Source organism: Bacillus sp. NTK074B (genome assembly GCF_017303375.1).
GTDB lineage: Bacteria > Bacillota > Bacilli > Bacillales > Bacillaceae_B > Rossellomorea.
Genome location: NZ_JAFKOH010000001.1, coordinates 538,158 through 563,522, shown reverse-complemented (window position 1 = coordinate 563,522; position 25,365 = coordinate 538,158). Strand labels below are relative to the sequence as shown.

At 45.0% G+C, this 25,365-nt stretch carries 24 protein-coding genes; 21 read left to right on the top strand and 3 right to left on the bottom strand.

Going from position 1 to position 25,365, the window contains the following annotated elements; translation table 11 throughout:
- Positions 1–30: 30 nt before the first annotated feature.
- Positions 31–1,176 (bottom strand): IscS subfamily cysteine desulfurase, encoded by a 1,146-nt coding sequence (locus JI667_RS03010; RefSeq protein WP_206850319.1) that lies wholly within the window; start codon positions 1,174–1,176, stop codon positions 31–33.
- Positions 1,177–1,296: 120 nt separating this feature from the next.
- On the opposite strand from JI667_RS03010, the gene nadB reads away from it, so the two are divergent.
- The 13 genes from nadB (at position 1,297) to yajC (ending at position 13,633) form a co-directional block, all read left to right on the top strand.
- Positions 1,297–2,886, top strand: a complete 1,590-nt coding sequence (gene nadB, locus JI667_RS03005; protein ID WP_206850318.1) for an L-aspartate oxidase — start codon at positions 1,297–1,299, stop codon at positions 2,884–2,886.
- Positions 2,855–3,700: a carboxylating nicotinate-nucleotide diphosphorylase gene (gene nadC, locus JI667_RS03000; protein WP_206850317.1), complete on the top strand. Its 846-nt coding sequence runs from the start codon at positions 2,855–2,857 to the stop codon at positions 3,698–3,700. The genes nadB and nadC overlap by 32 nt, the downstream gene beginning before the upstream one ends.
- 2 nt (positions 3,701–3,702) lie before the next feature.
- Positions 3,703–4,809 carry a quinolinate synthase NadA gene (gene nadA / locus JI667_RS02995; protein ID WP_206850315.1) on the top strand — a complete coding sequence of 369 codons (1,107 nt, stop codon included), beginning with the start codon at positions 3,703–3,705 and terminating at the stop codon, positions 4,807–4,809.
- A 159-nt stretch (positions 4,810–4,968) separates the two neighbouring features.
- Complete coding sequence (gene safA / locus JI667_RS02990) at positions 4,969–6,483, top strand: SafA/ExsA family spore coat assembly protein (protein ID WP_368077875.1); 1,515 nt, start codon at positions 4,969–4,971, stop codon at positions 6,481–6,483.
- A gap of 106 nt (positions 6,484–6,589) precedes the next feature.
- Complete coding sequence (locus tag JI667_RS02985; RefSeq protein WP_206850303.1) at positions 6,590–7,459, top strand: phosphotransferase; 870 nt, start codon at positions 6,590–6,592, stop codon at positions 7,457–7,459.
- A gap of 103 nt (positions 7,460–7,562) precedes the next feature.
- Entirely contained in the window at positions 7,563–8,300 is a 738-nt protein-coding gene (locus JI667_RS02980; protein WP_206850289.1) for a YhcN/YlaJ family sporulation lipoprotein, read from the top strand.
- Positions 8,301–8,464: 164 nt separating this feature from the next.
- On the top strand, positions 8,465–9,013 hold the full coding sequence (locus JI667_RS02975) for a BofC C-terminal domain-containing protein (RefSeq protein WP_206850286.1): 549 nt from the start codon (positions 8,465–8,467) through the stop codon (positions 9,011–9,013).
- A gap of 211 nt (positions 9,014–9,224) precedes the next feature.
- Positions 9,225–9,836 (top strand): Holliday junction branch migration protein RuvA, encoded by a 612-nt coding sequence (ruvA, locus tag JI667_RS02970; protein ID WP_206850284.1) that lies wholly within the window; start codon positions 9,225–9,227, stop codon positions 9,834–9,836.
- Between the two features lie 24 nt (positions 9,837–9,860).
- Positions 9,861–10,862, top strand: coding sequence for a Holliday junction branch migration DNA helicase RuvB (gene ruvB / locus JI667_RS02965; protein ID WP_206850283.1), 1,002 nt, complete (start codon positions 9,861–9,863; stop codon positions 10,860–10,862).
- Positions 10,859–11,065 carry a DUF2905 domain-containing protein gene (locus JI667_RS02960; protein WP_206850279.1) on the top strand — a complete coding sequence of 69 codons (207 nt, stop codon included), beginning with the start codon at positions 10,859–10,861 and terminating at the stop codon, positions 11,063–11,065. The genes ruvB and JI667_RS02960 overlap by 4 nt, the downstream gene beginning before the upstream one ends.
- 39 nt (positions 11,066–11,104) lie before the next feature.
- Positions 11,105–12,130 (top strand): tRNA preQ1(34) S-adenosylmethionine ribosyltransferase-isomerase QueA, encoded by a 1,026-nt coding sequence (gene queA / locus JI667_RS02955; RefSeq protein ID WP_206850540.1) that lies wholly within the window; start codon positions 11,105–11,107, stop codon positions 12,128–12,130.
- Positions 12,131–12,182: 52 nt separating this feature from the next.
- A complete protein-coding gene (gene tgt, locus JI667_RS02950) occupies positions 12,183–13,322 on the top strand; it encodes a tRNA guanosine(34) transglycosylase Tgt (RefSeq protein WP_244668167.1) in 1,140 nt (379 codons plus the stop codon).
- 41 nt (positions 13,323–13,363) lie between these two features.
- Complete coding sequence (gene yajC / locus JI667_RS02945) at positions 13,364–13,633, top strand: preprotein translocase subunit YajC (RefSeq protein WP_206850269.1); 270 nt, start codon at positions 13,364–13,366, stop codon at positions 13,631–13,633.
- 58 nt (positions 13,634–13,691) lie between these two features.
- Here yajC and JI667_RS02940 read toward each other — a convergent pair whose 3' ends face one another.
- Positions 13,692–14,063 (bottom strand): TIGR04086 family membrane protein, encoded by a 372-nt coding sequence (locus tag JI667_RS02940; protein WP_206850252.1) that lies wholly within the window; start codon positions 14,061–14,063, stop codon positions 13,692–13,694.
- A gap of 162 nt (positions 14,064–14,225) precedes the next feature.
- Between JI667_RS02940 and JI667_RS02935 the strand changes: the two genes are divergently transcribed.
- Complete coding sequence (locus JI667_RS02935) at positions 14,226–15,521, top strand: ArsB/NhaD family transporter (RefSeq protein ID WP_206850250.1); 1,296 nt, start codon at positions 14,226–14,228, stop codon at positions 15,519–15,521.
- 42 nt (positions 15,522–15,563) lie between these two features.
- Positions 15,564–16,235, top strand: a complete 672-nt coding sequence (locus JI667_RS02930) for a DUF421 domain-containing protein (protein WP_206850247.1) — start codon at positions 15,564–15,566, stop codon at positions 16,233–16,235.
- A 49-nt stretch (positions 16,236–16,284) separates the two neighbouring features.
- Here JI667_RS02930 and spoVB read toward each other — a convergent pair whose 3' ends face one another.
- Positions 16,285–17,835 (bottom strand): stage V sporulation protein B, encoded by a 1,551-nt coding sequence (spoVB, locus tag JI667_RS02925; RefSeq protein ID WP_206850246.1) that lies wholly within the window; start codon positions 17,833–17,835, stop codon positions 16,285–16,287.
- A 125-nt stretch (positions 17,836–17,960) separates the two neighbouring features.
- Between spoVB and JI667_RS02920 the strand changes: the two genes are divergently transcribed.
- The 6 genes from JI667_RS02920 (at position 17,961) to JI667_RS02895 (ending at position 25,206) form a co-directional block, all read left to right on the top strand.
- Positions 17,961–18,281: a post-transcriptional regulator gene (locus JI667_RS02920; RefSeq protein ID WP_206850242.1), complete on the top strand. Its 321-nt coding sequence runs from the start codon at positions 17,961–17,963 to the stop codon at positions 18,279–18,281.
- Positions 18,282–18,409: 128 nt separating this feature from the next.
- On the top strand, positions 18,410–20,674 hold the full coding sequence (gene secDF, locus JI667_RS02915; RefSeq protein ID WP_206850241.1) for a protein translocase subunit SecDF: 2,265 nt from the start codon (positions 18,410–18,412) through the stop codon (positions 20,672–20,674).
- Between the two features lie 104 nt (positions 20,675–20,778).
- Positions 20,779–21,705, top strand: a complete 927-nt coding sequence (locus JI667_RS02910) for a cation diffusion facilitator family transporter (RefSeq protein WP_206850239.1) — start codon at positions 20,779–20,781, stop codon at positions 21,703–21,705.
- Between the two features lie 14 nt (positions 21,706–21,719).
- Positions 21,720–22,055, top strand: a complete 336-nt coding sequence (locus JI667_RS02905) for a LapA family protein (RefSeq protein ID WP_206850237.1) — start codon at positions 21,720–21,722, stop codon at positions 22,053–22,055.
- 284 nt (positions 22,056–22,339) lie between these two features.
- Positions 22,340–24,703 (top strand): single-stranded-DNA-specific exonuclease RecJ, encoded by a 2,364-nt coding sequence (gene recJ, locus JI667_RS02900; protein WP_206850235.1) that lies wholly within the window; start codon positions 22,340–22,342, stop codon positions 24,701–24,703.
- Positions 24,694–25,206, top strand: a complete 513-nt coding sequence (locus tag JI667_RS02895; RefSeq protein WP_206850233.1) for an adenine phosphoribosyltransferase — start codon at positions 24,694–24,696, stop codon at positions 25,204–25,206. The genes recJ and JI667_RS02895 overlap by 10 nt, the downstream gene beginning before the upstream one ends.
- Positions 25,207–25,365 lie beyond the last annotated feature (159 nt).

The window sequence follows — 25,365 nt, the reverse complement described above, 5'->3', positions numbered from 1 at the left end:
GATATAGGAAATCATACCACAACCGGCTCTTCAAGTTAAGGCTGACCTATGGGCGGCGTGGATATCAGATAATAGGTGCGCGAGTGCCACTGCCTGTTCTGTCCTTGTATCCCTTCCAAATGAAATCCGGATAAATTCTTTCCCTGCTCTTTGACTGACACCCATGCTCTGAAGTGTTTTAGACATATCCTGTGATTCTGCAGCACAAGCACTGCCGGTGGATATACACATGCCTCGCCTGTTGCATTCAAGCATGAGCCACTGACCCTCGATACCGTGAATACTTAGGCCGATGACATGGGGCAGTTGAGCATGCAGGGGACCTTCATAAAGGGTATAGAGACCATCCAATCGATCATTTAGTTGTGTTAAAAAAGCCGTTCTCAATTCTTGGTAATGAGGTGTTGCAAAGGACTCAAGGCAACGGCCGGCAGCCGTCACAAATCCCGCTATTCCCGGAAGGTTTACCGTACCGCCCCTGAACCCATCCTCATGGGTCTGTCCCGGTATCATGGGAGAGACGTCGAGGGCCGGGTTGATATACAGTGCACCGACTCCTTTGGGACCGTAGATTTTATGAGATGAAATGGTAAAACTGTCGACTATGGAAGTGAAATCCGTAAGGTCTATTTTCCCGAACGATTGAACCATATCGCTGTGAAGGAGGATGTGCCGGCGGTTCAGTAGCTCCTTTATGGCATGGAGCGGCTGAATCGTGCCAATTTCTCCGTTGATGTGGCCGATGCTCACGACGGTCGTTTCGTCGGAAAGGGATGCTTCTAATCGCTCCAGATCGATCAACCCTTGAGAACCCAAAGGAATCTTCGTCACTGTAAAGCCGAGATTCTTAAGGAAACCTGCAGAAGAATGCAGGGATGAATGCTCCGCTCCCCCGATGATGATGTGTTTTCCTTTCGTCCGTCTACTTAGAGCCAGGGTGACGAGAGCCAGATGATTTCCTTCCGTCCCTCCGGAAGTGAAGTAGATTCCTTTTGCCGGAATACTGAGCATGGTTGCTAAATTCCCCCTGCACTTTGAAAGGAGATTCTGTGCTTTTCCCCCGATATCGTGAAGGCTGCTCGGATTACCCCAAAACTCTTCACTTACTGTTTGATATATACGTAAACTCTCAGCATCAACAGGAGTTGAAGCAGCATAATCAAAATAATTCATCATGTAACCCGCCTTTAATGAAATTGTCTGAATATATGAGTCTTGTAAAAAACTCTTGTCATTAGTTTAAATATGTGTAAATATATGTGTCAAGACACCTGTAAACAATCAGGAGGGTTTTTTATGGGAAAAGCCGATATTATCATCATTGGAAGTGGCATTGCCGCACTGCAATTGGCACGCCGGCTTCAAGAACAGTTTTATGTGATGATTATCACAAAGGATAAGATCAAAAGTGGCAACTCGTACCTCGCTCAAGGCGGCATTGCGGCACCTTTAGGGTTGAAGGATTCTGTCCATGCTCATTTTAAAGATACATTGGAAGCAGGACGCTATCATCAGGATGAAGATGGCGTAAAGCGACTCATAGAAGATGGTAAAAGAATGGTGGAATCACTTGTGAAAGATGGTGCCCCCTTTGATCGAAAAGAGAATGGAAGCCTTTCTCTTGGAATGGAGGGTGCTCACAGTGAACACCGCATTCTTCACAGCGGTGGAGATCAGACAGGGAAATACTTACTGGAATATCTCTTGAGATCCCTTTCAAGTGAAAAGGTCGAATTCGTTGAAGGAGAAATGGTTTACGAGCTTGTCAAAGATGACAGGGGCCATTGCTGTGGGGTGAAAACGAAGGATCAGGATGATAGTATCCGTTATTACGATGCTCCCCATGTGGTTCTCGCCACTGGAGGGATCGGCGGTATCTATCTCTCTACCTCCAATCATCCTGCCGTTACTGGGGATGGGATGGCGCTTGCCTTTCTTTCAGGTGCTAAGCTATCAGATATGGAATTTATTCAATTTCACCCGACCCTCCTTTGGCTGAACGGGAAAACATGCGGTCTCATCTCAGAAGCGGTAAGAGGAGAAGGAGCCCTTCTCGTGAACAATGAGGGGAAAAGGATCATGGAGGGAGTCGATCCCCTTTTGGAACTTGCTCCCCGGCACGTTGTTGCTGAGTGCATTCACAAAGAACGTCAGATGGGAAGAAATGTGTACTTGGATATTAGAAGAATAAAAGATTTCCGCTTGAAATTCCCTTCCATTTCTGACCTATGCTTAAAACACCATATTTCAATCGAGGCCGGGATGATCCCCGTTTCTCCCGGATGTCATTTTATCATGGGAGGCATTGTGACGGATGATACAGGACGGACAAATGTCCCCGGGCTCTATGCCATTGGAGAGGTTGCGTGCACCGGTCTTCACGGGGCTAATCGACTGGCAAGTAATTCATTACTGGAAGGATTGGTGTACGGTGATCGCCTTGGGGAATTCTTACTTGAAAAGGGAGTGGGAAGATTCACTCATCCCCCTTCCCCTGTTGATGAAATGAAAGAGGGAACATCTCTGAACGTTCCTTTTCACACGGGTGATATTAGAAAAGGAATGATGAATGGTGTGGGAATCATTCGAAATGAGGATGGTTTGTTCACCCATTTGAAATGGTTAAAAGAACAGCCCCTTACATTTCAAGAGCACCTGGATTTTAATTCACGAGAAGAAATTCAGACGTACTTCATGTGGATCGTCAGCATATTGATCACAGAGTCAGCATTATTACGGACGGAAAGCAGGGGAGGACACATCCGGGCGGATTTCCCTAAGGAGGATAACGATGAATGGTTCAAACGAAAAATCATTCTCCAAAACAATGAAGGTCGATTGAGGGTGGAATATCATGAACAAAATGAAACTAAAATCTATGCTTGAAAGGTTTTACCAAGAAGATCTTGGAGATGGCGATCTGTCTTCTGAGATACTGTTTAGTAGTAGTCATGAAGGTTCCTTCTCCCTTTTTATGAAAGGGAAGGGGGTATTTTGCGGCAGGGATGTTGTGGAAATCGGGTTTTCTTTGTTTGATCCTTCGATTCAGGTTCAGTTGTATGTGGAAGATGGGGATTATGTGGAAGAAGGACAGAGGATTGCTGATATTACTGGCCCCATGGGGGATTTACTGCAAGGGGAAAGAGTGATTCTGAATTTGATTCAGCGCATGAGCGGAATCGCCACAGAAACGCATCGTGCCGTCGAACTGGTTAAGGGCACAGGGGTACGGCTTTGTGATACGAGGAAAACAACCCCGGGACTGCGGATGCTTGAGAAGTATTCCGTCAGAACCGGTGGTGGCTTCAATCACCGGTATGGTCTCTATGATGCCGTGATGCTCAAGGATAATCATATTTCCTTCGCAGGCTCCATCAAAGAGGCCGTAAAGCAGGTGAAAAATCAAATCGGTCATATGGTGAAAGTAGAAGTGGAAATCGAAACGAAAGAGCAGTTGATGGAAGCAATTGAAAGCGGAGCTGATGTCATCATGTTTGATAATTGCAGCCCGGACACAATCAGGGATTGGGTTCCCTTTGTACCATCTCATATTGTGACGGAAGCCTCCGGGGGGATTACAAGGGATAATTTAAGGGCTTATGCGGAAACAGGGGTTCAATATATCTCCCTCGGTTATTTGACGCATTCCGTGAGGTCACTTGATATCAGTGCAAAAGCAGAAATAGGGAAAGGGGTTTGAACATGGGGTTGCTGGATGAATTAACGAAAGAAACTGGCGTTTTACCTGAGTCGATTACTCGCCTTTCTACAAAAGAGATGGAAAGCCGAGTCAGGGAAATCAAACTGCAAATGGGAAAGAAGCTTTTCATACCCGGACATCATTATCAAAAAGACGAAGTGATTCAATTTGCCGATGCTGTGGGAGATTCCCTTCAGCTTGCCCAAATATCCGCCGAAAATAAGGAAGCGGAGTATATCGTGTTTTGTGGTGTGCATTTTATGGCTGAAACGGCCGATATTTTAACGGATGATCATCAGGCTGTCATCTTGCCTGACATGAGGGCGGGATGTTCCATGGCGGATATGGCGGATATTTACCAGACTGAAAGAGCATGGCAGAAGCTGTTGGAAGTATTCGGAGACAGTATCCTTCCCCTTACCTATGTGAATTCTACGGCAGCGATCAAGAGCTTTGTAGGGAAGAATGGAGGAGCCACTGTAACGTCATCCAATGCCCATAAAATGGTGAAATGGGCACTGTCGGAGAAGCAGCGCATCCTTTTCTTGCCTGATCAGCATTTAGGCCGTAATACGGCTGCCGACCTTGGAGTCCACTTACATGAGATGGCCGTCTGGGACCCGATTCAAAACGCGCTTATGTATGATGGGGACGTTGAAAGGGTAAAAGTGATCCTCTGGAAGGGTCACTGCTCGGTGCATGAGAATTTCACCGAAAAGAATATTGAAGATATTCGGGCTCATCACCCGGACATGAAAATCATCGTCCATCCGGAATGCCGACGTGAAGTAGTCGAACAATCCGATCTGAATGGGAGCACGAAGTATATCATAGAAACGATTGAACAGGCTTCACCTGGATCGGCCTTTGCTGTCGGGACGGAAATGAATCTTGTCAAAAGATTGATCAATCAGCACCCCGATAAAAAAATTGTTTCACTGAACCCATTTATGTGCCCTTGCTTAACGATGAACCGAATCGATTTACCCCATCTCCTTTGGTCATTGGAAAAAATGATGGAAGGAAAACCTGAAAATATCATCAAAGTGGATGAACATGTATCAAAAAATGCGATATATGCTTTGGAACGCATGCTGGCCCGTGCTTAAAGCATTAAAAAAACTATATGGAACAAGCTGAAATATACCGTACCCTACCCAGGGACGGTATATTTTTTTTTGATATCTCATAAGTTTTTATGTAGATGATTAGCAATTTGCCTATCTTTTCATAGGATATATAGACTTATGCCTGAGGAGGGAAACAGAGTGAAAATCCATATTGTTCAAAAAGGGGATACTCTTTGGAAAATCGCCAAGAAGTATGGCGTGAATTTCGAAGAATTAAAACAAATGAATGCCCAGCTTTCAAACCCTGATATGATCATGCCCGGCATGAAAATTAAAGTGCCGACTGGGGGAGGAACCGTAAAAAAAGAGACACAGATCAAATACGGTTCCAAGGAAATGCCGATGAAGGAGATGCCAAAAACTGAGCATCCTTTCAAAGAACAGAAGCCCATGGCCATGCCGGTTCAAGAAGCAAAGAAAGAAATGCCTAAAGAGGTACAAAAGCCATTTACACCAAAAATGCCTCAACCCGTTGTCCCGGAGATTGATATTAACAACTATTACATGATGAACATGGCAAATATGCAAGTGCAGCAACCAAAGCAGCAGGCAAAACCAATGCCAAAACCCAAAACGCCGCCTAAACCTACCAATGTACTCCCTAAAGCGAAAGAACAGCCAAAGCCAAAGCAAGAGGCCGTAAAAGGTGTTCAAGAGGAAGAAAGCTTACAAATGCCATCACAACCACAAGGAGTGAATACCCAGCCTATGTATAATAACCCGAATAATTGTGTACCTGTATCACCTGTCATGCCAGGGTCAGGATTCTGTCCACCGCATGGTATGCACCCAGGAGCAGGATATGGAATGCCGATGGGTCAAGGAATGCCAATGGGACCAGGCGGTCAGGTACAAGGTGCACAAATGATGCCTGGAATGCAGAACATGCCGATGATGCCACAAATGGGATATGAAGAAGAATCTTCTTCAGTCATGCCTTATATGCCACATGCCCAGATGCCGATGCAAATGCCGATGCAGCAACCAATGCAGCAACCAATGCAGCAACCAATGCAAATGCCCATGCAGCAGCCGATGGGTCAGCCAACTGGCGTAATGGGTGCATCTGATGAGAACTACCCTTCTGTTCAAATGCCGCAGCAGCAGGCGCCATATATGCCATATCCAGGTAACTGTTATCCTGTATCCCCTGTGATGCCTGGACCTGGATTCCATGGCGGTGGAATGCCAGGCGGTTATCCGATGGGACCAGGAGGCCAGGTACAGGGAGCTATGTATGAAGAATCTCCAAGCGGTTATCAAATGCCGATGGGTATGCCTAGTGGAGTGATGGGCGCCCAGATGCCGATGGGTCAGCCATCCAATGTAATGGGAGCAAGCGACCAGGGTGATTGTGGTTGTGGCGGTCCTCAATATGGTCCAATGATGCATCAACCAATGATGCCACAACAGATGCACCAGGGAATGCAACCATATCAAGGATTCGGTCCAGGAATGATGAACCAGGGAATGCCGGGTCAAGGAATGCCAGGAATGCAAGGGATGCCGGGTCAGGGAATGCCTATGTGGCCACAGGGTCAGGGAATGCCAATGGGACCTCAAGGTCAGGGAATGCAGATGGGATCACCGGGAATGTTCGGTCCAAGAGCATTTAGCATGCCGAATTACAATGACGATGATTTTGAGGGATAATATGCTCGCACGGGGGGACGATTATTCACATCGTCTCCTTTCTTTTTTGCAATATAAATTAAAGGATCCCGGTGCATCTTTGAAAAGTATAAAAGAAGGAAAGTGGATGCTGAAAAGCCATGGTATAAAATGGTTTGTGAAACGTTTTCCCAACCAATTGAAATTCTTGCTGCAGGAACGGTTGATATCGACCCTGATACGGGAACAGTTCTTTCATGTCCTCCCGTTTCATCCTATTCACGATAAAGAAATTTTATTATTTGAAGGAATGCCAATCGGAATCACGCCATGGTTGGAAACGTCTGGTCCAATCAGTTATGATCAGCCAAAAGACCGGGAAGACACTTTGATGGTACTGAAGAAATTCCATGCTATTTCCAAAACAATCAGGGATTCTTGGATAGAAGAGATCCCACAGTACCGATGGCTGAAAAAATGGAAAAAGCGGATGTTACAGTTTCAACATAATCTTCCCTACTTACAGGCATTCATTCAGCCTTATTATTTGTATACTTATTTAGAATGGGGCAGATGGGCATTAAAAGAACTGAAATCCATCGGTGTACATGAATATAGTGACTGCATCACTCATGGAGATGTGGCGCATCATAATTTCTTGAGAGGGAAAAACGGAATGGTGTACTTGATTGATTTTGATCTTATGTCCCGTTCTACGGCCATAACAGATGATCTTCAATTTTGCAACAGGATTTCTCCTTATTTAAATTGGTCGCTGAGTGAAATCAGGAAGATGACGCCATTTGAATCCTATCGTGATACTCTGATTTTCTATATCGGATTGATGTATCCATCTGACGTGTTCAGGGAATGGAATCGATTTATCAGGGAAGATCAATATTATAAACAGAATGTCTGGGGATATTTAACAGATTTGACTTTACAACAATTCCATATGAGGATGCAATTCAATCAGGAGCTCCATGGAGAGGTGAAGAGAATCAATAGCCAATTGTAGGGGATGTCTCCAAACATTGTCCGAATGATTTGATACCTCCTTCCACAACCTAATGGTGAGCAGATAGTATGCTCAAAGTATCGGGTTGAAGGAGGAATCACCATTGAATAAACGATTATTCATGGTACCGTTAACAGCCGTCATGACTCTGGGTCTTGCTGCATGTAATAGTGGGGAAGAAAAAGCTCAAGACCGCTATTCAGACTCCTACGAGCCACTCGGCTTCTACTCCAACGATGGACACGGGGGAGACAACCGGGACGAGAGGGACGGACCTCTCACTGAAATGTATGATCATTCTGTTGGTAAAGAGGGACAGGATATCCGTCAGAAGAAGCGCCAGTTCCTCCAAGTGAGGGATGAGAACGGAAATCCAAAGAATCCTTCACGGCCCCTTGCCAATTATGATGAGAATTTCTTAGCAAGGGATGGCCGAGCAAGTCACGGGGATGCCAATTATCACGGTCATCTTGATGATAATACGCGTGATGCAAGAAGATCGTATTATACAGCATATGAAGGCGATCTGGCTGAGAAGATAGGGGACGTAACAGGCAATGTCAAGAATGTCAGTGATGTTCGTGCCGTCGCCTATGGTTCGGATGTCCTCATAGCCATAGAAGTGGAAGACCATAGTAAAGCGGAGGAAACAAAAGCCCGCGTGAAAGAAGCAGTACAGCCTTATCTCCATGGAAGAACGGTTTCTGTGGTGACAGATGAGGGAACATTCAGTCGGGTAAGAAACATTGATAATGATTTACGTGACGGTGGTCCAAGGGAAGCGATCAACTTTGACATTCATGATATGTTCCGATCAATAAAGGACCGCATGAGCCGATAATGAAAGTGGACTGCTTAAAGAAACTTCTCTTTAAGCAGTCCTTTTTTGTGTGAAAATCAGGCAGGTCGATCCCTAAAAAGTTTAAAAGAGTCTGGATATTCTTAACAGGCTTTGGCAAGACTAGTGGATAGAGATTTACATAAATCAAGTTCGAGGTGATCACGATGACGATGAAGGTTCGAATCGTGTTTATGGTGGTGTTGTTATTTGGTGCATTTTATTTCACGTTTTTTTATACGGAGGAAAAGCAGGCTGCTGATGGCAGTTCCCTGGAGACACTGAACGAAACGCCTGCTGAGGTCGCATCTGCCCATACGGTCACGGTTATACTGGAGAGAGTATACCTGGATGGTGAAGTGAGTGAAGAAATCCTCCAGGAAACGATTTGGAGCATGGAAGACTTTTGGGCTGCGTATGATGACTGGCAGCTGATGGATATGACGGAAGAACAAATCGTTTTCCAGAAAAAAGTGGATGATATTTCGCCGCTTTTAAAAACCAATGGATACTTCGGCATATCGGATAATGGCGTACTGTCAATATTCAACGGCAAACCTGGACAGGCGGAGATTATTCAGTCGTTCTTTCAGATAGATGTAGAGAAGCTGGAGAGTAAACGCCATGATGATCTTGTTAAAGGCATACCCATCAAGTCGAAGCATGAGTATGAAGAGGTGCTCGAACAATTTAAGGCCTATTCCGTTCCTAAATAAGTATGAAAACCAGTGCGTTTACCACTGGTTTTTTTATTGCTGAATTTCCCCTGCCGAAGAATAACGGTATTTGTTAAAATTAGAACAAGTGTTTCTCTTTGATCTCTCTTTCCCATCCCTTTAAATAGTGATATGATACAATAGATTTTATATGTCCATTGGATGATGGATGAGAGAAGAAACAGTGAGATGTAAACGGGGAGAGTATGGAATGTATGAGTTTATAAAAGGGACGGTCAGTCAAGTCGGTCCCGAATACGTAGTGGTGGAGAATAATGGGATCGGGTATCAATTGTATACAGCGAATCCTTTTGTTTATTCAAAATATCAAAATCAAGAGATTCAGATTTTTACATATCAGCATGTGAGGGAAGATCTTATTGCCCTTTACGGGTTTCTTGCCATTGAAGAGAAGCTGCTCTTTATGAAACTATTAAATGTTTCAGGGATTGGTCCGAAGGGTGCTTTGGCGATTTTGGCTTCAGGCGCCCCTCAGCAGGTGATCACAGCCATAGAGGAAGAGAATGAAAGCTTCCTGACGAAGTTCCCGGGTGTCGGGAAGAAGACTGCCCGTCAGATGATCTTGGATTTAAAAGGAAAGCTTCAGGATGTTGTGCCTGATTATTTCCCTAGTCTATTTTCGAATCATGAGGAAACAGCAGTATCAATTGGGAAGGACGAAGCCTTTGATGAAGCGGTCCTTGCCCTTAAAGCCCTCGGCTACTCTGAACGTGAGATAAAGAAAATCACTCCAAAACTGAAAGGGGAAGGGCATTCGTCAGACGAAATCATCAGGAAAGCCCTTCAACTGTTATTGAAATAATGCCAAAGAAAGGAGGAAGCCTAAATGGAAGACAGAATCGTATCAGGCGAATCAGAAGTAAATGAAGATTCCTTTGAATATTCCTTGCGTCCTCAGACAATAAAACAATATATAGGGCAAGATAAGGTGAAGCATAACCTGGAGGTTTTCATCGAAGCGGCAAAGATGCGGGAGGAAACCCTCGATCATGTCCTGCTTTACGGTCCACCCGGGTTGGGTAAGACCACCCTTGCCGCTGTCATAGCCAATGAGATGGGAGTAAATCTGCGTACCACTTCAGGACCTGCCATCGAGAGACCGGGAGACCTGGCAGCGGTACTTACGGCACTTGAGCCGGGTGATGTATTGTTCATCGATGAGATTCACCGGCTGCCAAGGGCCATTGAAGAGGTTCTTTATCCGGCCATGGAAGACTTTTGTCTGGATATCGTCATCGGGAATGGTCCCAGTGCACGGTCTGTCCGTTTGGATCTTCCTCCTTTCACACTGGTGGGGGCGACGACCCGTGCCGGCGCCTTGTCTGCTCCCCTTCGAGATCGATTTGGTGTTTTATGCCGATTGGAATATTATAATGAAGAGCAGCTGAACGAAATCGTACAGAGGACCGCTGCCATTCTGAACACGAAGATCGAAGCGGCGGCTTCAGAAGAATTGGCCAGGAGATCAAGAGGGACACCCCGTATCGCGAATCGATTGCTCAGAAGGGTAAGGGATTTTGCTCAGGTGAAAGGGAATGGTGATATTACCACCTCCCTTTCAAGAGAAGCCCTGGAACTTCTTCAGGTCGATAAGCTGGGCCTTGATCACATCGACCATAAGCTTCTTAAAGGCATCATTGAACGCTTCAGGGGAGGACCTGTGGGGCTTGATACCATAGCTGCAAGCATCGGGGAGGAGTCCCACACGATTGAAGATGTGTATGAGCCGTACCTATTACAGATTGGGTTCATCCAAAGGACGCCGAGGGGAAGGATCGTCACACATCTCGTATATGACCATTTTAAAATGGAGGTGCCGGACAATTGACTGGATTGCCCAAATTAGTCATGATTATCGGTGGGGTCATACTGGTGATTGGTTTCCTCATGCAATTCATTAAATTAGGGAAGCTCCCTGGTGATATTATCATCAAAAAAGAAAACACAACATTTTATTTTCCACTTATGACTTCTATTCTGGTAAGTGTTATACTTTCCGTTGTCTTTTATTTAATCGGGAAATTCAAATAGGACTCATAAGTGAGATTTACATAAGCTAGGTGAAAAATGGTGAAAGTAGAAGATTTTGATTTTTATTTACCTGAAGAACTGATTGCCCAGACCCCTCTTGAGAACCGTTCCGAGAGTAGATTGATGGTGTTGGATAAAGAAGCCGGTTCCATGGATCATATCCGTTTTAAACAGATTACCGATTACCTGGAAGAAGGGGACTGCCTCGTCCTCAATGATACACGGGTACTGCCGGCGCGTCTTTTTGGGCAAAAAGAAGATACAGGTGCGAATATAGAAGTACTCCTCTTAAAACAGGAAGATGGGGATCAGTGGGAAACACTGGTGAAGCCGGCTAAACGGATCCGTGTCGGAACGGAGATCGTGTTCGGTGACGGGAAGTTAAAAGCAACCTGTGTCGATCTGAAAGAACATGGCGGTAGAATTCTTGAATTTAAATATGACGGGATTTTTTATGAGGTGCTGGATGAATTGGGGGAAATGCCTTTGCCTCCATATATCAGGGAACGCCTGGAAGAACAGGACCGCTACCAAACCGTGTTTGCCAAAGAGAGAGGTTCAGCTGCTGCTCCGACTGCGGGTCTTCACTTCACGGAGGAACTGTTGGATGAGCTGAGGGATAAAGGTGTTCACATCGCATTCATCACCTTGCATGTTGGACTTGGAACGTTCAGACCGGTATCTGTGGACACCATCGAGGAACATGACATGCATTCAGAGTTTTATCAGGTTTCCGAGGGGACAGCCCGCCTTTTAAATGAAGTAAGAGCAAATGGAGGGCGCATCGTTACAGTCGGTACGACATCCACCAGGACACTTGAGACCATTGCTTCTAAGCACGGCACGTTCGTGGAAGAGAGTGGATGGACGAATATATTCATCTATCCCGGATACGAGTTTAAAGGGATCGATGGTCTGATCACAAATTTCCATCTGCCGAAATCGACCCTGATCATGCTGGTCAGTGCGTTTGCCGGACAGGAAAACGTGATGCACGCCTATGAAACGGCCGTTAGAGAGAAGTATCGCTTCTTCAGCTTCGGCGATGCTATGCTGATTAAATAATGAGTGAAGTATTAAGAAAACCCCAATGGAAATTGGAAGGAGAATTCCCAAGTTGACTGCAATAAAATACGAATTGATTAAAACATGTAAACAAACCGGTGCAAGACTGGGCCGGGTCCATACACCCCACGGTTCTTTTGAAACCCCTGCCTTCATGCCTGTAGGGACAATGGCCACGGTGAAAACGATGTCCCCTGAGGATCTGAAGTCCATGGAGTCCGGCATCATCCTTAGTAATACCTATCACCTGTGGTTGCGTCCTGGCCATGAAATTATTAGAGAAGCAGGCGGCCTTCATAAATTCATGAACTGGGACCGTGCCATCCTGACCGATTCAGGCGGATTCCAAGTGTTCAGCTTAAGCAAGCTTCGCCAGATTGAAGAGGAAGGAGTCCATTTCCGTCATCATCTGAATGGGGACAAACTTTTCCTCAGTCCTGAGAAAGCGATGGAGATTCAGAATGCATTGGGCTCGGATATCATGATGGCATTCGATGAATGTCCACCATACCCTGCTGAATATGACTATATGAAGAGTTCGGTAGAGCGTACCTCACGCTGGGCAGAGCGCTGTCTGGAAGCTCATCAGCGACCGCAGGATCAAGGGTTGTTCGGAATCGTACAGGGAGGGGAATATGAAGAACTACGTAAGCAAAGTGCCCGTGATCTTGTATCCATGGACTTCCCGGGCTATGCCGTCGGCGGACTGTCTGTCGGAGAGCCTAAGGACGTCATGAACCGTGTACTTGATTTCACGACTCCCCATCTTCCGGCGGACAAACCCCGTTACCTGATGGGGGTTGGATCTCCGGATTCACTGATCGATGGTTCCATGCGAGGAATCGATATGTTCGATTGCGTCCTTCCAACCCGTATTGCCCGTAATGGGACCCTCATGACAAGTGAAGGGCGTCTGGTTGTGAAAAATGCTAAATTTGCAAGGGATTTCAGACCGATTGACGAGAATTGCGACTGCTATACGTGTAAAAATTATAGCCGAGCGTATATCCGCCATTTGATCAAATGTGACGAAACGTTCGGAATTCGCCTTACGACTTATCATAATCTTCATTTTCTGTTAAAATTGATGGAGCAAGTCAGACAAGCGATTCGTGAAGATCGTCTAGGAGACTTTAGGGAAGAATTTTTCGAGCAGTACGGCTTCAACCGTCCTGATGCGAAAAACTTCTAAAAGCATGCTATAAATGAATTTTTGAAAGGAGGGGAATAAGAATGGGAAGTTTAGGAACAATTCTACCTTTGATTTTAATGTTCGTACTGTTTTACTTTTTACTGATCCGTCCTCAGCAAAAGCGTCAAAAAGCGATCTCGAAAATGCAAAATGAGCTTGCGAAGGGTGATAGAATTATCACGATTGGCGGTTTACACGGATCCATCGATGCCATCGAAGAAGGTAAAATAGTCATCCTTTGTGGTGACGGCAGCCGTCTTACATATGATCGTAATGCGATCAGGGAAGTCGTTAGAGCTGAACAGGTTTAATAAAAAAAGGTTCCTCTTCATTGTGCCACGGCACTTTGAGAGGGACCTTTTTTTTGTGTTAATCTTCTCTTGTGCCACCACTCATATTCACACCAAGTATTCCTCCCATCATGGCTGTGAGGATGTAGCAGCCGTGATAGATGAGCTGTTCCATTGAAAACAGGCTGTCATAACCGAGGTATTGAAATAAGAAGACGACAAACGTGTAAATGAGACCTGTTGACCCTCCCAGTACCCATCCCTTTGTTTTTCCCTTGCCACCTGACATAAATCCACCAACAAAGAGTGATAGGAACGATAGGATGGTGACAAATAGCGTGATGGAGGTTTCAGTAAGATTAGTGAACCTGAGGAGCAATGAGAATAATAAGCTTGCAACAATCGCTATGACAAATATGGCAGTCGTTCCATAAAGGACGGCACCACCCATTTTTTTTGCTTCGATGACGGTCCTCTCCCTTCTATCTGGATAATTTTATTCCGTATTAGTACAAGCATATTCTGGTCCGTGGTAAAAAAGACTAGAAATTTTCAGTGGTCAAGCCTCATAGACTAGTATGAAACTTCCTTTTAGGATAAGGGGTGAGTGACCATGTCTCCGATGATTGTATTGAGTGTATTCGTTATTGTTTATATTCTTTTAATGACTGAAAAATGGAATCGCGTCCTCGCTGCCATGGCCGGTGGGGTCGCCATGCTTCTGATAGGCGCTTTCCCGATTGAAAAGGCGCTATTCACCTACATTGATTGGAAAACCATTACTCTTTTGTTTTCCATGATGCTGATTGTGACCATCACCAGCAAAACGGGAGTATTCGAGTTTATTGCCATTAAGGTCGCCAAATGGGTAAACGGAAATGGGCTCTCGCTCCTTATCGTGTTTTCTTCTCTCGCCGCAGTGGGTTCGGCTTTTTTGGCCAACGTTACGATTGCCATGCTGCTGGTACCGATCCTCTTTAAACTGACCAGGCTTCTTGAACTACCGCCAATCCCTTTTCTGATCATGACGATCCTCTCCTGTAACATTGGCGGGACGGCAACGCTGATTGGTGATCCCCCTAATATGATGATCGGCCAGGCAGTGAAGCACTTTACGTTCAATGCCTTTCTTGAAAATCTGTTGCCTGTCGTTTTAATGGTCTATGGTGTGACACTCTTGATCATGTGCATCCTATACAGGGAAGTACTTCATGTGAAAGAGGACAGGAAGCTGTTGCTTAAGGGCATTGATCCTGCCGATTATTTAAAAAAGAATAGTGGATTGATCCAATCGATTTTTGTTCTGGCATTGGTTCTGATCGGTTTTTCGGTGTATCCGGTTTTTCATCTTGATGTAACCACAGTATCCATGGCGGGGGCTGTCCTGCTTATGCTGCTTCTGGAGAAAATTCACCCGCCTGAATCGATCCTCAGAGAGGTGGAATGGGGCACGCTCTTTTTCTTTATGGGCCTGTTCCTGCTTGTAGGGGGGATTGAAGAGGCTGGATTCATTGATGAAATCGCACGTGAAATACTGCGGGCAACGGATGGGGATATGAAGAAAACAGCGTTTGTGATCCTGTGGGGAACCGGCTTACTTTCTGCAGTGGTCGATAATATCCCATTTGTGGCGGCCATGATTCCGGTCATCCAGGAATTCGGTGAGTTCGGCATGGTCAATATGGATCCGCTATGGTGGTCATTGGCACTCGGAGCTTGTCTCGGTGGAAATGGGACGCTTCTTGGATCATCTTCTAACCTGGTTATCGCAGGGCTTGCATCGAAGGAAAATGTACATATCAAATTTTATCAATATTTGCTTATCGGTGTTCCCATCACCATCATTTCCCTTGCGGTTTCCTCCCTCTACGTATATTTTAAATACATTCGACCATTTCTTGGTGGATAAATATTCCTTCGATTTATTTTGTCCTTCTGTCGATACTACATAATGACATGTACAGGGGAGGGAAAAGCAGTGGAGGAATACTTGATCATCATTGCACGCACTCTTTTTCTTTATTTTTTAATCATATTCATATTCCGGATTATGGGGAAGAGGGAAATTGGTGAATTAAGCATACTGGATCTGGTCGTTTTCATGATGATAGCGGAAATGGCGGTCATGGCCATCGAACAGCCCGATGATCCGATCATTCATACGGTCCTTCCAATGGGAGTCATCGTCCTCGTACAAATCATGTTTGCGTGGTTTTCCCTGCGCTCTAAATCCTTTCGGGAGTTATTGGACGGAAAGCCTTCCGTCATTATTCATAATGGGAAAATCGATGACAAAGCCATGAAGAAACAGCGTTATAATTACGATGATTTACTACTACAATTAAGGGAAAAGGATATCTTTAACATGGCCGATGTTGAATTCGCCATATTAGAACCTTCGGGGAAATTGTCGGTGTTAAAGAAGGATAAAAAGACTCCTCACTCCCTGACCCTGCCCTTGATCCTGGATGGACAGGTTCAAACCACCCATCTGGATATGATCGGCAAAACATCCTTTTGGCTGAGGAAGGAATTGAGGGAACGGGGATTTAAAAACATTCAGGAAATTTCTTTTTGCAGCTTTCAAAACGGACAATTTTATATCGATGAAAAAAACCAGTAATAAAAAATACTCCTAAACATTGGTTAAGGAGTATTTTTTATGGGAGAGACTAAGGAGTGATGAATCTTTTAATAAACGGGATCCTGGCAAGGTCGTTTTTCTCGATGAGTTTCAGGCCGATGGAGAGCACGGTGTACAAAATAGTGGAAGTCATAACCCCAAATAGCAGTCGGAATACTGCAGACTCGTCATCAAACAGGTGAAGATAAGAGTAGTGTCCCCAAATTCCGGTTACCACAAGGACAATGACCGTCTTCACATAATCTCTTGCGTAAATCGTCATCGGGATATATTTTAAGATCGTCATGAAATGAAGCAGGGTCACGAGCATGAATCCCGTCACGATTCCTAGAGCTGCCCCGTTGATCCCGAAAGCGGGCTGTGATGCCAGGAGAAAAATGACGCCGGTCTTGACCACCGCGCCAATGAGGCTGTTGATCATCGCGGCCCTGGCCAGGTTCAATGCCTGCAAAACGGCCTGTAAGGGCCCCTGATAATAATAGAATAAAAAGAAGGGTGCCATAATCATAAGAAAGCCTGCCCCGTTTTCATTTCCGTACATGACCTGCATGAGGGGCTTCGCATAAATGTAGAGGATGACGACGGATATTCCGCCCGTAATCAAACAGAATCTAAGGGCCTGCTGAAGTCTGTGCTCGATTAAATTGAAGTTATTTTGAGAATTGGCTTCGCTAATGGCCGGCACAAGAGATTGAGATAATGACAAGGTTACGAAAGATGGGAGAAACAAAAGGGGGAGGGCGTATCCTGTCAGTGAACCATACTGCTTTGTGGCCATTCCCGCTGCCACTCCAGCAAGGGCAAGACTGTTGGCTACCACAATCGGTTCAAAAAACCAGGCAATCGACCCGATCATCCTGCTCCCCGTGGCAGGGAGGGCAACACTCATGAGTTCATTGAACGTTTCCCGCCCATTCCGGATCGAAGTGAAGAAGTTGCGCCTGATCTTGAACTTCTTTTTCACCTTGAAGCTTGCAAACAGGTAGAGGAGGGAAGCGAGTTCTCCCATTACAGATGCCGCCATGGCAGCGGCTGCTGCATATTCAATCCCGTAAGGCAGGAAAGTCTTGGTCAAAATGGCAATCAACGTAATCCGGACGACTTGCTCAATGACCTGGGAATAAGCAGACGGTTTCATATTCTGACGGCCCTGGAAATACCCCCTTATAACGGATGAGACCGCTACGATGGGAATGATTGGAGCGATGGCGACCAAAGGATAATAAATCCTGTCATCAGTGAACAATACGTCTGTTAAGTATGGAGCAAGGAGAATGAGAGCCGGAGTGAAGATAAGGGATAATCCCAGGGTAAGGGATAAAGAGACCACCAATATTTTTTTTACCTTCCGGATGTCACCCTTTGATTCCGCTTCCGCTACATTTTTCGAGATCGCGACAGGAAGTCCCAGCTGGGTGATGGTGATGACGAGTATGAGGGTTGGGAATGCCATCATAAAAAGGCCGACGCCTTCTTCCCCGATGAATCTGGCAACGACGATCCGATTGACGAACCCTAATATTCTAGTAATAAAGGCGGCCATCATTAAGATCATGGTGCCTTTCAGAAATTTTGACATAAAATTCCCTGCCTTCTCAAAATTGGTATAATCGTATACAATGATGTATATGCACAAGGGTGGACAAAGCATGACAAGTAGTGAACAATTCCGGCTAAATATAGCCCAGATGGGGTGAACGGGGAATGAAGAACAATCAGCATCCTTATGACCGTTATTATGAATCATTAGTACCAGCGCTTGTTAGCAAAGTAGAAGAATTCGAAGTATTTGGCTACGGAAAGGCTGACACTGACCGCCTATGGGCATACTTAACGAAGAAAAAATGGAAGAAGCCCGAGGTGGATGTGAAATTCTTTCAATTGGTGAGTGATGTGTTAACGGTCAAGCCTGGAGAGTATATGAGCTTTGAAACCATCGAAGCATACCGGTCTCCCAATTGGTTTGCGGAAGTGAATGAAGATGAATTGAATGAGCTGCTTCGCCCGAATAAGAATGGAAAATAGTCCGAAAAGAAATTGACACTCTTTTCTTTCTCATAGATAATGAGAATGTTGACGACTTCAGGAATTATATTACTTTTTAAGCACATCGTTTGTATGGTTTTTAAAACGGCAAGGAGGATCTATACATAATGGTAAAGCGTGGCCGAATAATTTCTTTCTTTATACTTGTGGTATTGCTTGCAGGTACTATGGGAGGAACAACGAAGAGTATAGTTGATAACATCAAACTGGGATTGGACCTGCAGGGCGGGTTTGAAGTTCTTTACGAAGTCCTGCCGATCAAAAAAGGTGAGGAAATCACGAAGGAAACCGTCGCCAATACAGCCGATGCATTGGATAAGCGTATCAACGTATTGGGTGTAAGTGAACCCAACATCCAAATCGAAGACGGGAACCGTATCCGTGTTCAACTCGCCGGGGTGGAGGATCAGAACGAAGCAAGGGAGATCCTCTCCACTCAAGCCAATCTGACGTTCCGTGACGTAAACGATAAAGTCCGCCTGGACGGTTCGGATCTTGCGTCTGGATCTGCAAAACAAACGTTTGATGACAAGAATAATCCAATCGTTTCATTAAAATTGAAAGACCGCTCGAAATTCTATGAGTTGACGAAGGAAATTTCAGCTATGTATCCTCAGAATCAGCTGGTCATCTGGCTTGATTTCGAGGAAGGAAAAGATTCTTACAAAGCTGAAGCAGGAAAAAAGGATCCGAAATTCATCTCTGACCCGGCGGTGAGTAAGCCGATCAACTCGGATGAAGTCATCATCGAAGGGAACTTCACCGTTGAGCGTGCCCAGAATCTTGCGTCCCTTTTAAATGCAGGGGCACTGCCGGTTAAGTTGGATGAGAAATATTCAACATCCGTGGGAGCACAATTCGGTCAGCAGGCACTGGATAAGACAGTGACCGCAGGGATCATCGGGATTGCGATCATCTTCTTATTTATGATTGCGTACTACCGTTTCCCGGGACTGATCGCAACAATCACCCTTTCAATTTATATTTACTTGATACTGTTAATTTTCGATATGATGAACGGGGTCCTGACCCTCCCGGGAATCGCAGCCCTTATCCTAGGTGTGGGGATGGCCGTCGATGCGAATATCATCACCTATGAACGGATCAAAGAGGAGATGCGGGTCGGGAAGCCGATACGTTCTGCGTTCCAGGCTGGTAATAAATCGTCCTTCTTAACGATTCTGGATGCCAACGTAACGACCATCCTGGCAGCGGCCGTTCTCTTCTTCTATGGGACAAGTTCCGTCAAAGGGTTCGCAACGATGCTGATTGTCAGTATCCTGACAAGCTTCATTACGGCGGTATGGGGATCACGTCTGTTACTCGGCCTTTGGGTGAACAGCCGTATCTTTAATAAAAAGCCGGGCTGGTTCGGTGTCAAAAAATCTGAAATCAAGGATCTCTCTGAGAACTTCGATACACTGGATCTCCCTACCCGTTTTGATCGCTTTGATTTTGCAGCACAGCGAAAGAAATTCTTTACCCTGTCAGCGGTCCTCATTACGGCAGGTATCATCATCCTGGCTATTTTCAGATTGAATCTCGGAATTGACTTTGTCAGTGGATCACGGATGGAAATCCTGGCTGATCAAAGCCTGAAGACCGAACAGGTTCAGGACGAACTCAAGGAGATTAAACTTCCTTCTGATGATGTCGTCATCTCCGGAGATAAAGATAATATAGCAGTCGTCCGCTATACGGATGACCTGAATAAGGATGATATCGCGACACTAAAGAACCACTTCAACAAGCTTTACGGAGCTGAACCCAGTATCAGCACCGTTTCTCCCGTAATTGGGAAAGAGCTTGCACGAAACGCCATGATTGCTTTGGCAATCGCTTCTGTCGGAATCATCATTTATGTCACGATCCGTTTTGAATGGAGAATGGCAGTGGGTGCAATCCTTGCCCTCCTGCATGATGCATTCTTTATCATCGCGTTCTTCAGTCTCACAAGGCTTGAAGTGGATATCACATTCATCGCAGCCGTCCTGACGATTGTCGGGTATTCGATCAATGATACGATCGTCACCTTCGACAGGCTCAGGGAAAACCTGCACAAGAAGCGTAGACTGAAGACGGATCAAGACATTGAAGAAGTGGTGAACCAGAGTATCAGGCAAACCATGGGACGTTCAGTTAACACCGTCCTTACGGTTGTATTTACGGTCCTTGCACTCATGATCTTCGGAAGTGAGTCCATCCGTAACTTCTCCATTGCTTTATTGGTCGGGTTGATATCCGGTACCTATTCTTCCGTTTTCATCGCCTCCCAGGTATGGCTCGTGATGAAGAAAAAAGAATTGAAGAAAAAAGGAACCATCAAAACCGTTAGAGAAAAGAAAACGTGGTCGGATGAACCACAGGTATAAAATGAAGAGCAGGTCCGGGGGGTGTAACTTCCCGGACCTATTCTTTTTTTGTATTTTCAAGGCATTGGGTTACAATAATAGGAGTTATAAGGGAGGCGTCATATATGAACCATGAGGATCGTTTTAAGAAAGCGGAATTTGCCGCCATGATTGGTGTGGTGGGCAATATTTTGTTGGCGGTTATAAAGTGGGCTGCCGGAATAATGGGGAATAGTAGAGCCCTCATTGCAGATGCGGTCCATTCTGCATCGGATGTTGCCGGGTCCCTTGCCGTATTTATCGGTTTACGTGCCGCCAAGCAGCCTCCTGATCAGGATCATCCTTATGGTCATGGTAAAGCAGAGTCCATCGCTGCGATCATCGTGGCTGTCCTATTGTTCCTGGTAGGGATTGAAATCGGGAAGTCATCGATTGAATCCTTTTTTCATCCCCTTAGTCCTCCAACAGCCATTGCGATTTATGCTGTCATTGTCTCCATTGTCGTGAAGGAAGCGATGTTTCAATATAAATATCGGTTGGGTAAAAGAATAAAGAGTGATGCTTTAATCGTTAATGCATATGAGCATCGTTCGGATGTGTTTTCATCCATTGCCGCCCTCGTAGGGATTTCAGCTTCCATCCTTGGGGGGAAGTTCGATGTCGGCTGGCTGGTCTATGCAGATCCCGTCGCGGGAATATTCGTTTCCCTCCTCGTCCTTAGGATGGCTTGGCATTTAGGGGCGGAATCGATACATACAACACTCGATCACGTCATGCACGAGGAAGACATCGTGCCGTTTAGAAAGATTGTGGAAGCCGTCCCTGAAGTGAAAGAAATCAACGAGCTTCATGCAAGGGAGCACGGGCACTACGTCATCATTGATTTGAAGATCAGCGTTGATCCTTTCATGACGGTAGAAGAGGGGCACCGTGTAGGGAAGAGAGTGAAAGAGAAGCTATTGGAAGAATCGAATGTAAATGATGTATTCATTCATATCAATCCATTCAATCCTGCTTCTGAAGAAAGTGATGATCAAATAGACTTAAGTTAAAGGGAGGGATTCTCATGAAATTTCAATGGACTTTATTATTGGGTATTTTCTTTGCGCTGGTGGTTTCGGTTTTCGCTGTCATCAACGTCGACCCCGTCACCGTCAATTATTTATTCGGTGAGTCAGACTGGCCTCTTATATTAGTTATACTTGGATCTGTCTTCATGGGCGGGATCATTATAGGTTCCGTTGGACTGTTTCGGCTTTTCGTCATCCAGCGGAAGGTCAAATCCCTTGAAAAGGAAAATATGTTATTGAGAGAACAGGCAGAAGGAATGCATAAAGAAAAGACCGAAGATATCCCATTAAAAAAACGCGCTCCGGACTCAGTAGGGGACGTGGGGGAATGAATGAGCTTGGTGGCTGTTGTCACCGGGCTTTTTTTGTTTTGGTAAGGCGTTTGGTGCTGGTTCTGTCTGGGATGAATATCTCGTTTAACTGAATTTAAGTGATATTTCACGCAGGCTTTTCTGCATAAAGTGCTGGTTTATTGTGGAAAAAGAATGAATTCTTTCCCATGGATATTCCAAATCCATGTTCCCACATCCTCCATCCCTTCTTTTTACCAGCATGTCATTAACATTGAAACAACTCCTTCACTTTTGTATAATGAGTAAGGTTGAGGGGTGAACGTATGTTACATTCAAAAACTCGTTGGATATTGACAGAATCAGACGAACAAAAAATAGAAGAACTTGCAAATGAACTTAAAATACCCTTGCTTGTGGCAAAATTATTGTTGAACCGGGACTTGGAAGATGTTGAAGAAGCCCGGAATTTTTTATTTGATACAGACGACTCATTTCACGATCCATTTTTATTTGAGGATATGAAGAAAGCAACGGAACGCATTCACAAAGCCATCCAAAACGGAGAAAGGATTCTTGTTTACGGTGACTATGATGCTGACGGGGTCAGCTCGACGTCGGTTATGATGACGGTTCTTAGAGATCTTGGGGCTGAGGTGGAGTTTTATATCCCAAACAGGTTCAGTGAGGGGTATGGTCCGAACGAAAGGGCATTCCGCTGGGCAAAGGATGAGGACTTCTCGCTTATCATTACAGTCGATACGGGAATTTCTGCTGTAAATGAAGCGAGATTGGCTAAAGAACTCGGAATAGACCTGATCATCACGGATCACCATGAGCCTGGACCGGAATTACCTGAAACATATGCTCTTCTTCATCCGAAAGTCGAAGGAACTTCCTATCCGTTTGGGGAACTTGCAGGAGTGGGAGTCGCTTTCAAGCTGGCCCATGCCTTATACGGTGAATTACCGACCCATCTATTGGATCTTGCAGCAATTGGAACCATTGCCGATCTCGTCCCTCTGAGAGGAGAGAACCGTATTCTCGCTAAAAGAGGACTTGCCCAGCTGAGAATCTCAAACCGTTTGGGCATTAAAGCGTTATGCAAAATTGCCAATGCCCATCAACATGAGATAACAGAAGAGACAGTCGGATTCATGATTGCTCCCAGAATCAATGCCGTCGGTCGTTTAGGGGATGCGGATCCCGCTGTCGATCTTATGCTTACAGAGGATACGGAGGAAGCAAAGGCTCTTGCTGAGGAAATCGACGGCTTGAATAAGGAGAGGCAGGCCATTGTCGCGCAAATGACTGAGGAAGCTGTAGAGATGGTTGAGAACGACTTTCCTCTGAGGGATAACTCTGTTCTCATCATCGGGAAAGAGGGCTGGAATCCAGGAGTCGTAGGGATCGTTGCATCGCGCCTGGTGGATAAGTTTTATCGACCGACCATTGTGCTCAGCTACGATTCTGAAAAGGGTACGGCAAAGGGATCGGCGAGAAGCATCGTCGGATTTGATTTATTCAAGAATCTTTCCACCTGTCGGGATATTCTTCCCCACTTTGGAGGCCATCCCATGGCTGCGGGGATGACCCTGCAATTAAACGATGTGGATCAACTGAGGAACCGGTTGAATGAACTGGCAGAGACAGACCTTTCCCCAGAGGACTTCATCCCGGTCACCCAGCTTGATGCTACGGTCACCATGGATGAAATTTCAGTGGAGTCCATTGAAAAGCTTCAGCTTTTGGCACCTTTCGGAATGAAAAATCCGAAACCAAAGTGGATCCTTGATAACGTAAGTATCGGACATTATAAAAAAATCGGTTCACAACAGAATCATTTGAAACTGGTCCTTGAAGACAATAGTATTCAATTGGATGGTGTAGGCTTTGGACTCGGGGAACTGGCAGACCATATGACACCGTTTTCGAACGCATCTGTGATTGGTGAATTATCCATAAATGAATGGAATAACCGAAAGAAACCACAGGTATTCCTGCATGATGTGAAAATTGAACATTGGCAGTTATTCGATGTGCGGGGCATTAAACAAGTCCATAAGTGGAACGCCCTCATCCCTGAAAAAGATAAGATGATGGTTTGTTTTCATCAATCCACGTTGGACAAACTGAATCTCTCGAAAGATGAAGTGTTGGTATTGGAGGATCATTCGAGCCTGGAAGGTGTCTCCATGAACAAAGCAAGTCTTGTGCTTTTGGATCTGCCGACTTCCAAGCCATTACTTGAAGACCTTTTGAAAAAGGGGCAGCCACATCGTATTTATGCTCATTTCTTCCAAGAGGAAGATCATTTCTTCAGTACGATGCCGACCCGTGACCATTTCAAATGGTATTATGGATTTTTGTCCAAACGGGGATCATTTGACCTGAATAAACATGGGGATGATCTTGCCAAGTACAAAGGGTGGTCAAAAGAAACAATCGATTTCATGTCACAGGTGTTTTTTGATTTGAAGTTTGTTACAATAGTGAATGGATTTATTTCTCTCAATCCTGAGAAAACCAAGAAAGATCTTTCAGAATCTCGAACATATCAGAAGAAACAACAACAATACGAGCTTGAAAACGAATTGTTATATTCTTCCTATCAAGAGTTGAAGACTTGGTTTAATGAAAGGATGGAAGAGTCTGTTACAATTGAGGAGGAAGTAAAAGCATGGACTTAAAACAATATGTTACAATCGTTGAGGACTGGCCTAAAGAAGGAATTAAATTTAAAGACATCACGACCTTAATGGATAACGGTGATGCATATAGATATGCGACAGATCAAATCGTCGAATATGCAAAAGAAAAGGAAATCGACCTGGTCGTTGGACCGGAAGCCCGTGGCTTCATCATCGGCTGCCCAGTTGCATACGCGTTGGGTGTAGGCTTTGCTCCAGTTCGTAAACCTGGTAAATTACCTCGTGAAACGATTCAGAAGGAATATGGCCTTGAGTATGGTAAAGATGCTTTAACCATCCATAAAGATGCCATCAAGCCCGGCCAGCGTGTACTCATCACGGATGACTTACTTGCTACAGGTGGAACCATTGAAGCAACGATCAAGCTTGTAGAAGAACTGGGTGGAATCGTAGCGGGTACAGCATTCTTAATCGAATTAACATACCTAGACGGCCGCGACAAGCTGGACAATTATGACATCATGACCTTAATGCAATACTAATTTGATTTCTCAAATCTAATAAACATATACAATTTGTGATATACTGAAATAAGGGACTGACATCGGGTTTACATGTCAGCCCTTATTTTTTTAATTTGAATCATATGGAAAAGAATGTAGATATTCTGATACTGATTAAACATAAGTGATAGCTTTAAT

What these genes read in the sequence shown, in the direction of transcription:
- JI667_RS03010 (WP_206850319.1), bottom strand. Translation starts at nt 1,176, where the DNA reads ATGATGAATTATTTTGATTATGCTGCTTCAACTCCTGTTGATGCTGAG.
- nadB (WP_206850318.1), top strand. Translation starts at nt 1,297, where the DNA reads ATGGGAAAAGCCGATATTATCATCATTGGAAGTGGCATTGCCGCACTG.
- nadC (WP_206850317.1), top strand. Translation starts at nt 2,855, where the DNA reads ATGAACAAAATGAAACTAAAATCTATGCTTGAAAGGTTTTACCAAGAA.
- nadA (WP_206850315.1), top strand. Translation starts at nt 3,703, where the DNA reads ATGGGGTTGCTGGATGAATTAACGAAAGAAACTGGCGTTTTACCTGAG.
- JI667_RS02985 (WP_206850303.1), top strand. Translation starts at nt 6,590, where the DNA reads ATGCTGAAAAGCCATGGTATAAAATGGTTTGTGAAACGTTTTCCCAAC.
- JI667_RS02975 (WP_206850286.1), top strand. Translation starts at nt 8,465, where the DNA reads ATGACGATGAAGGTTCGAATCGTGTTTATGGTGGTGTTGTTATTTGGT.
- ruvA (WP_206850284.1), top strand. Translation starts at nt 9,225, where the DNA reads ATGTATGAGTTTATAAAAGGGACGGTCAGTCAAGTCGGTCCCGAATAC.
- ruvB (WP_206850283.1), top strand. Translation starts at nt 9,861, where the DNA reads ATGGAAGACAGAATCGTATCAGGCGAATCAGAAGTAAATGAAGATTCC.
- yajC (WP_206850269.1), top strand. Translation starts at nt 13,364, where the DNA reads ATGGGAAGTTTAGGAACAATTCTACCTTTGATTTTAATGTTCGTACTG.
- JI667_RS02940 (WP_206850252.1), bottom strand. Translation starts at nt 14,063, where the DNA reads ATGGGTGGTGCCGTCCTTTATGGAACGACTGCCATATTTGTCATAGCG.
- JI667_RS02935 (WP_206850250.1), top strand. Translation starts at nt 14,226, where the DNA reads ATGTCTCCGATGATTGTATTGAGTGTATTCGTTATTGTTTATATTCTT.
- JI667_RS02930 (WP_206850247.1), top strand. Translation starts at nt 15,564, where the DNA reads ATGACATGTACAGGGGAGGGAAAAGCAGTGGAGGAATACTTGATCATC.
- spoVB (WP_206850246.1), bottom strand. Translation starts at nt 17,835, where the DNA reads ATGTCAAAATTTCTGAAAGGCACCATGATCTTAATGATGGCCGCCTTT.
- JI667_RS02920 (WP_206850242.1), top strand. Translation starts at nt 17,961, where the DNA reads ATGAAGAACAATCAGCATCCTTATGACCGTTATTATGAATCATTAGTA.
- secDF (WP_206850241.1), top strand. Translation starts at nt 18,410, where the DNA reads ATGGTAAAGCGTGGCCGAATAATTTCTTTCTTTATACTTGTGGTATTG.
- JI667_RS02910 (WP_206850239.1), top strand. Translation starts at nt 20,779, where the DNA reads ATGAACCATGAGGATCGTTTTAAGAAAGCGGAATTTGCCGCCATGATT.
- JI667_RS02905 (WP_206850237.1), top strand. Translation starts at nt 21,720, where the DNA reads ATGAAATTTCAATGGACTTTATTATTGGGTATTTTCTTTGCGCTGGTG.
- recJ (WP_206850235.1), top strand. Translation starts at nt 22,340, where the DNA reads ATGTTACATTCAAAAACTCGTTGGATATTGACAGAATCAGACGAACAA.
- JI667_RS02895 (WP_206850233.1), top strand. Translation starts at nt 24,694, where the DNA reads ATGGACTTAAAACAATATGTTACAATCGTTGAGGACTGGCCTAAAGAA.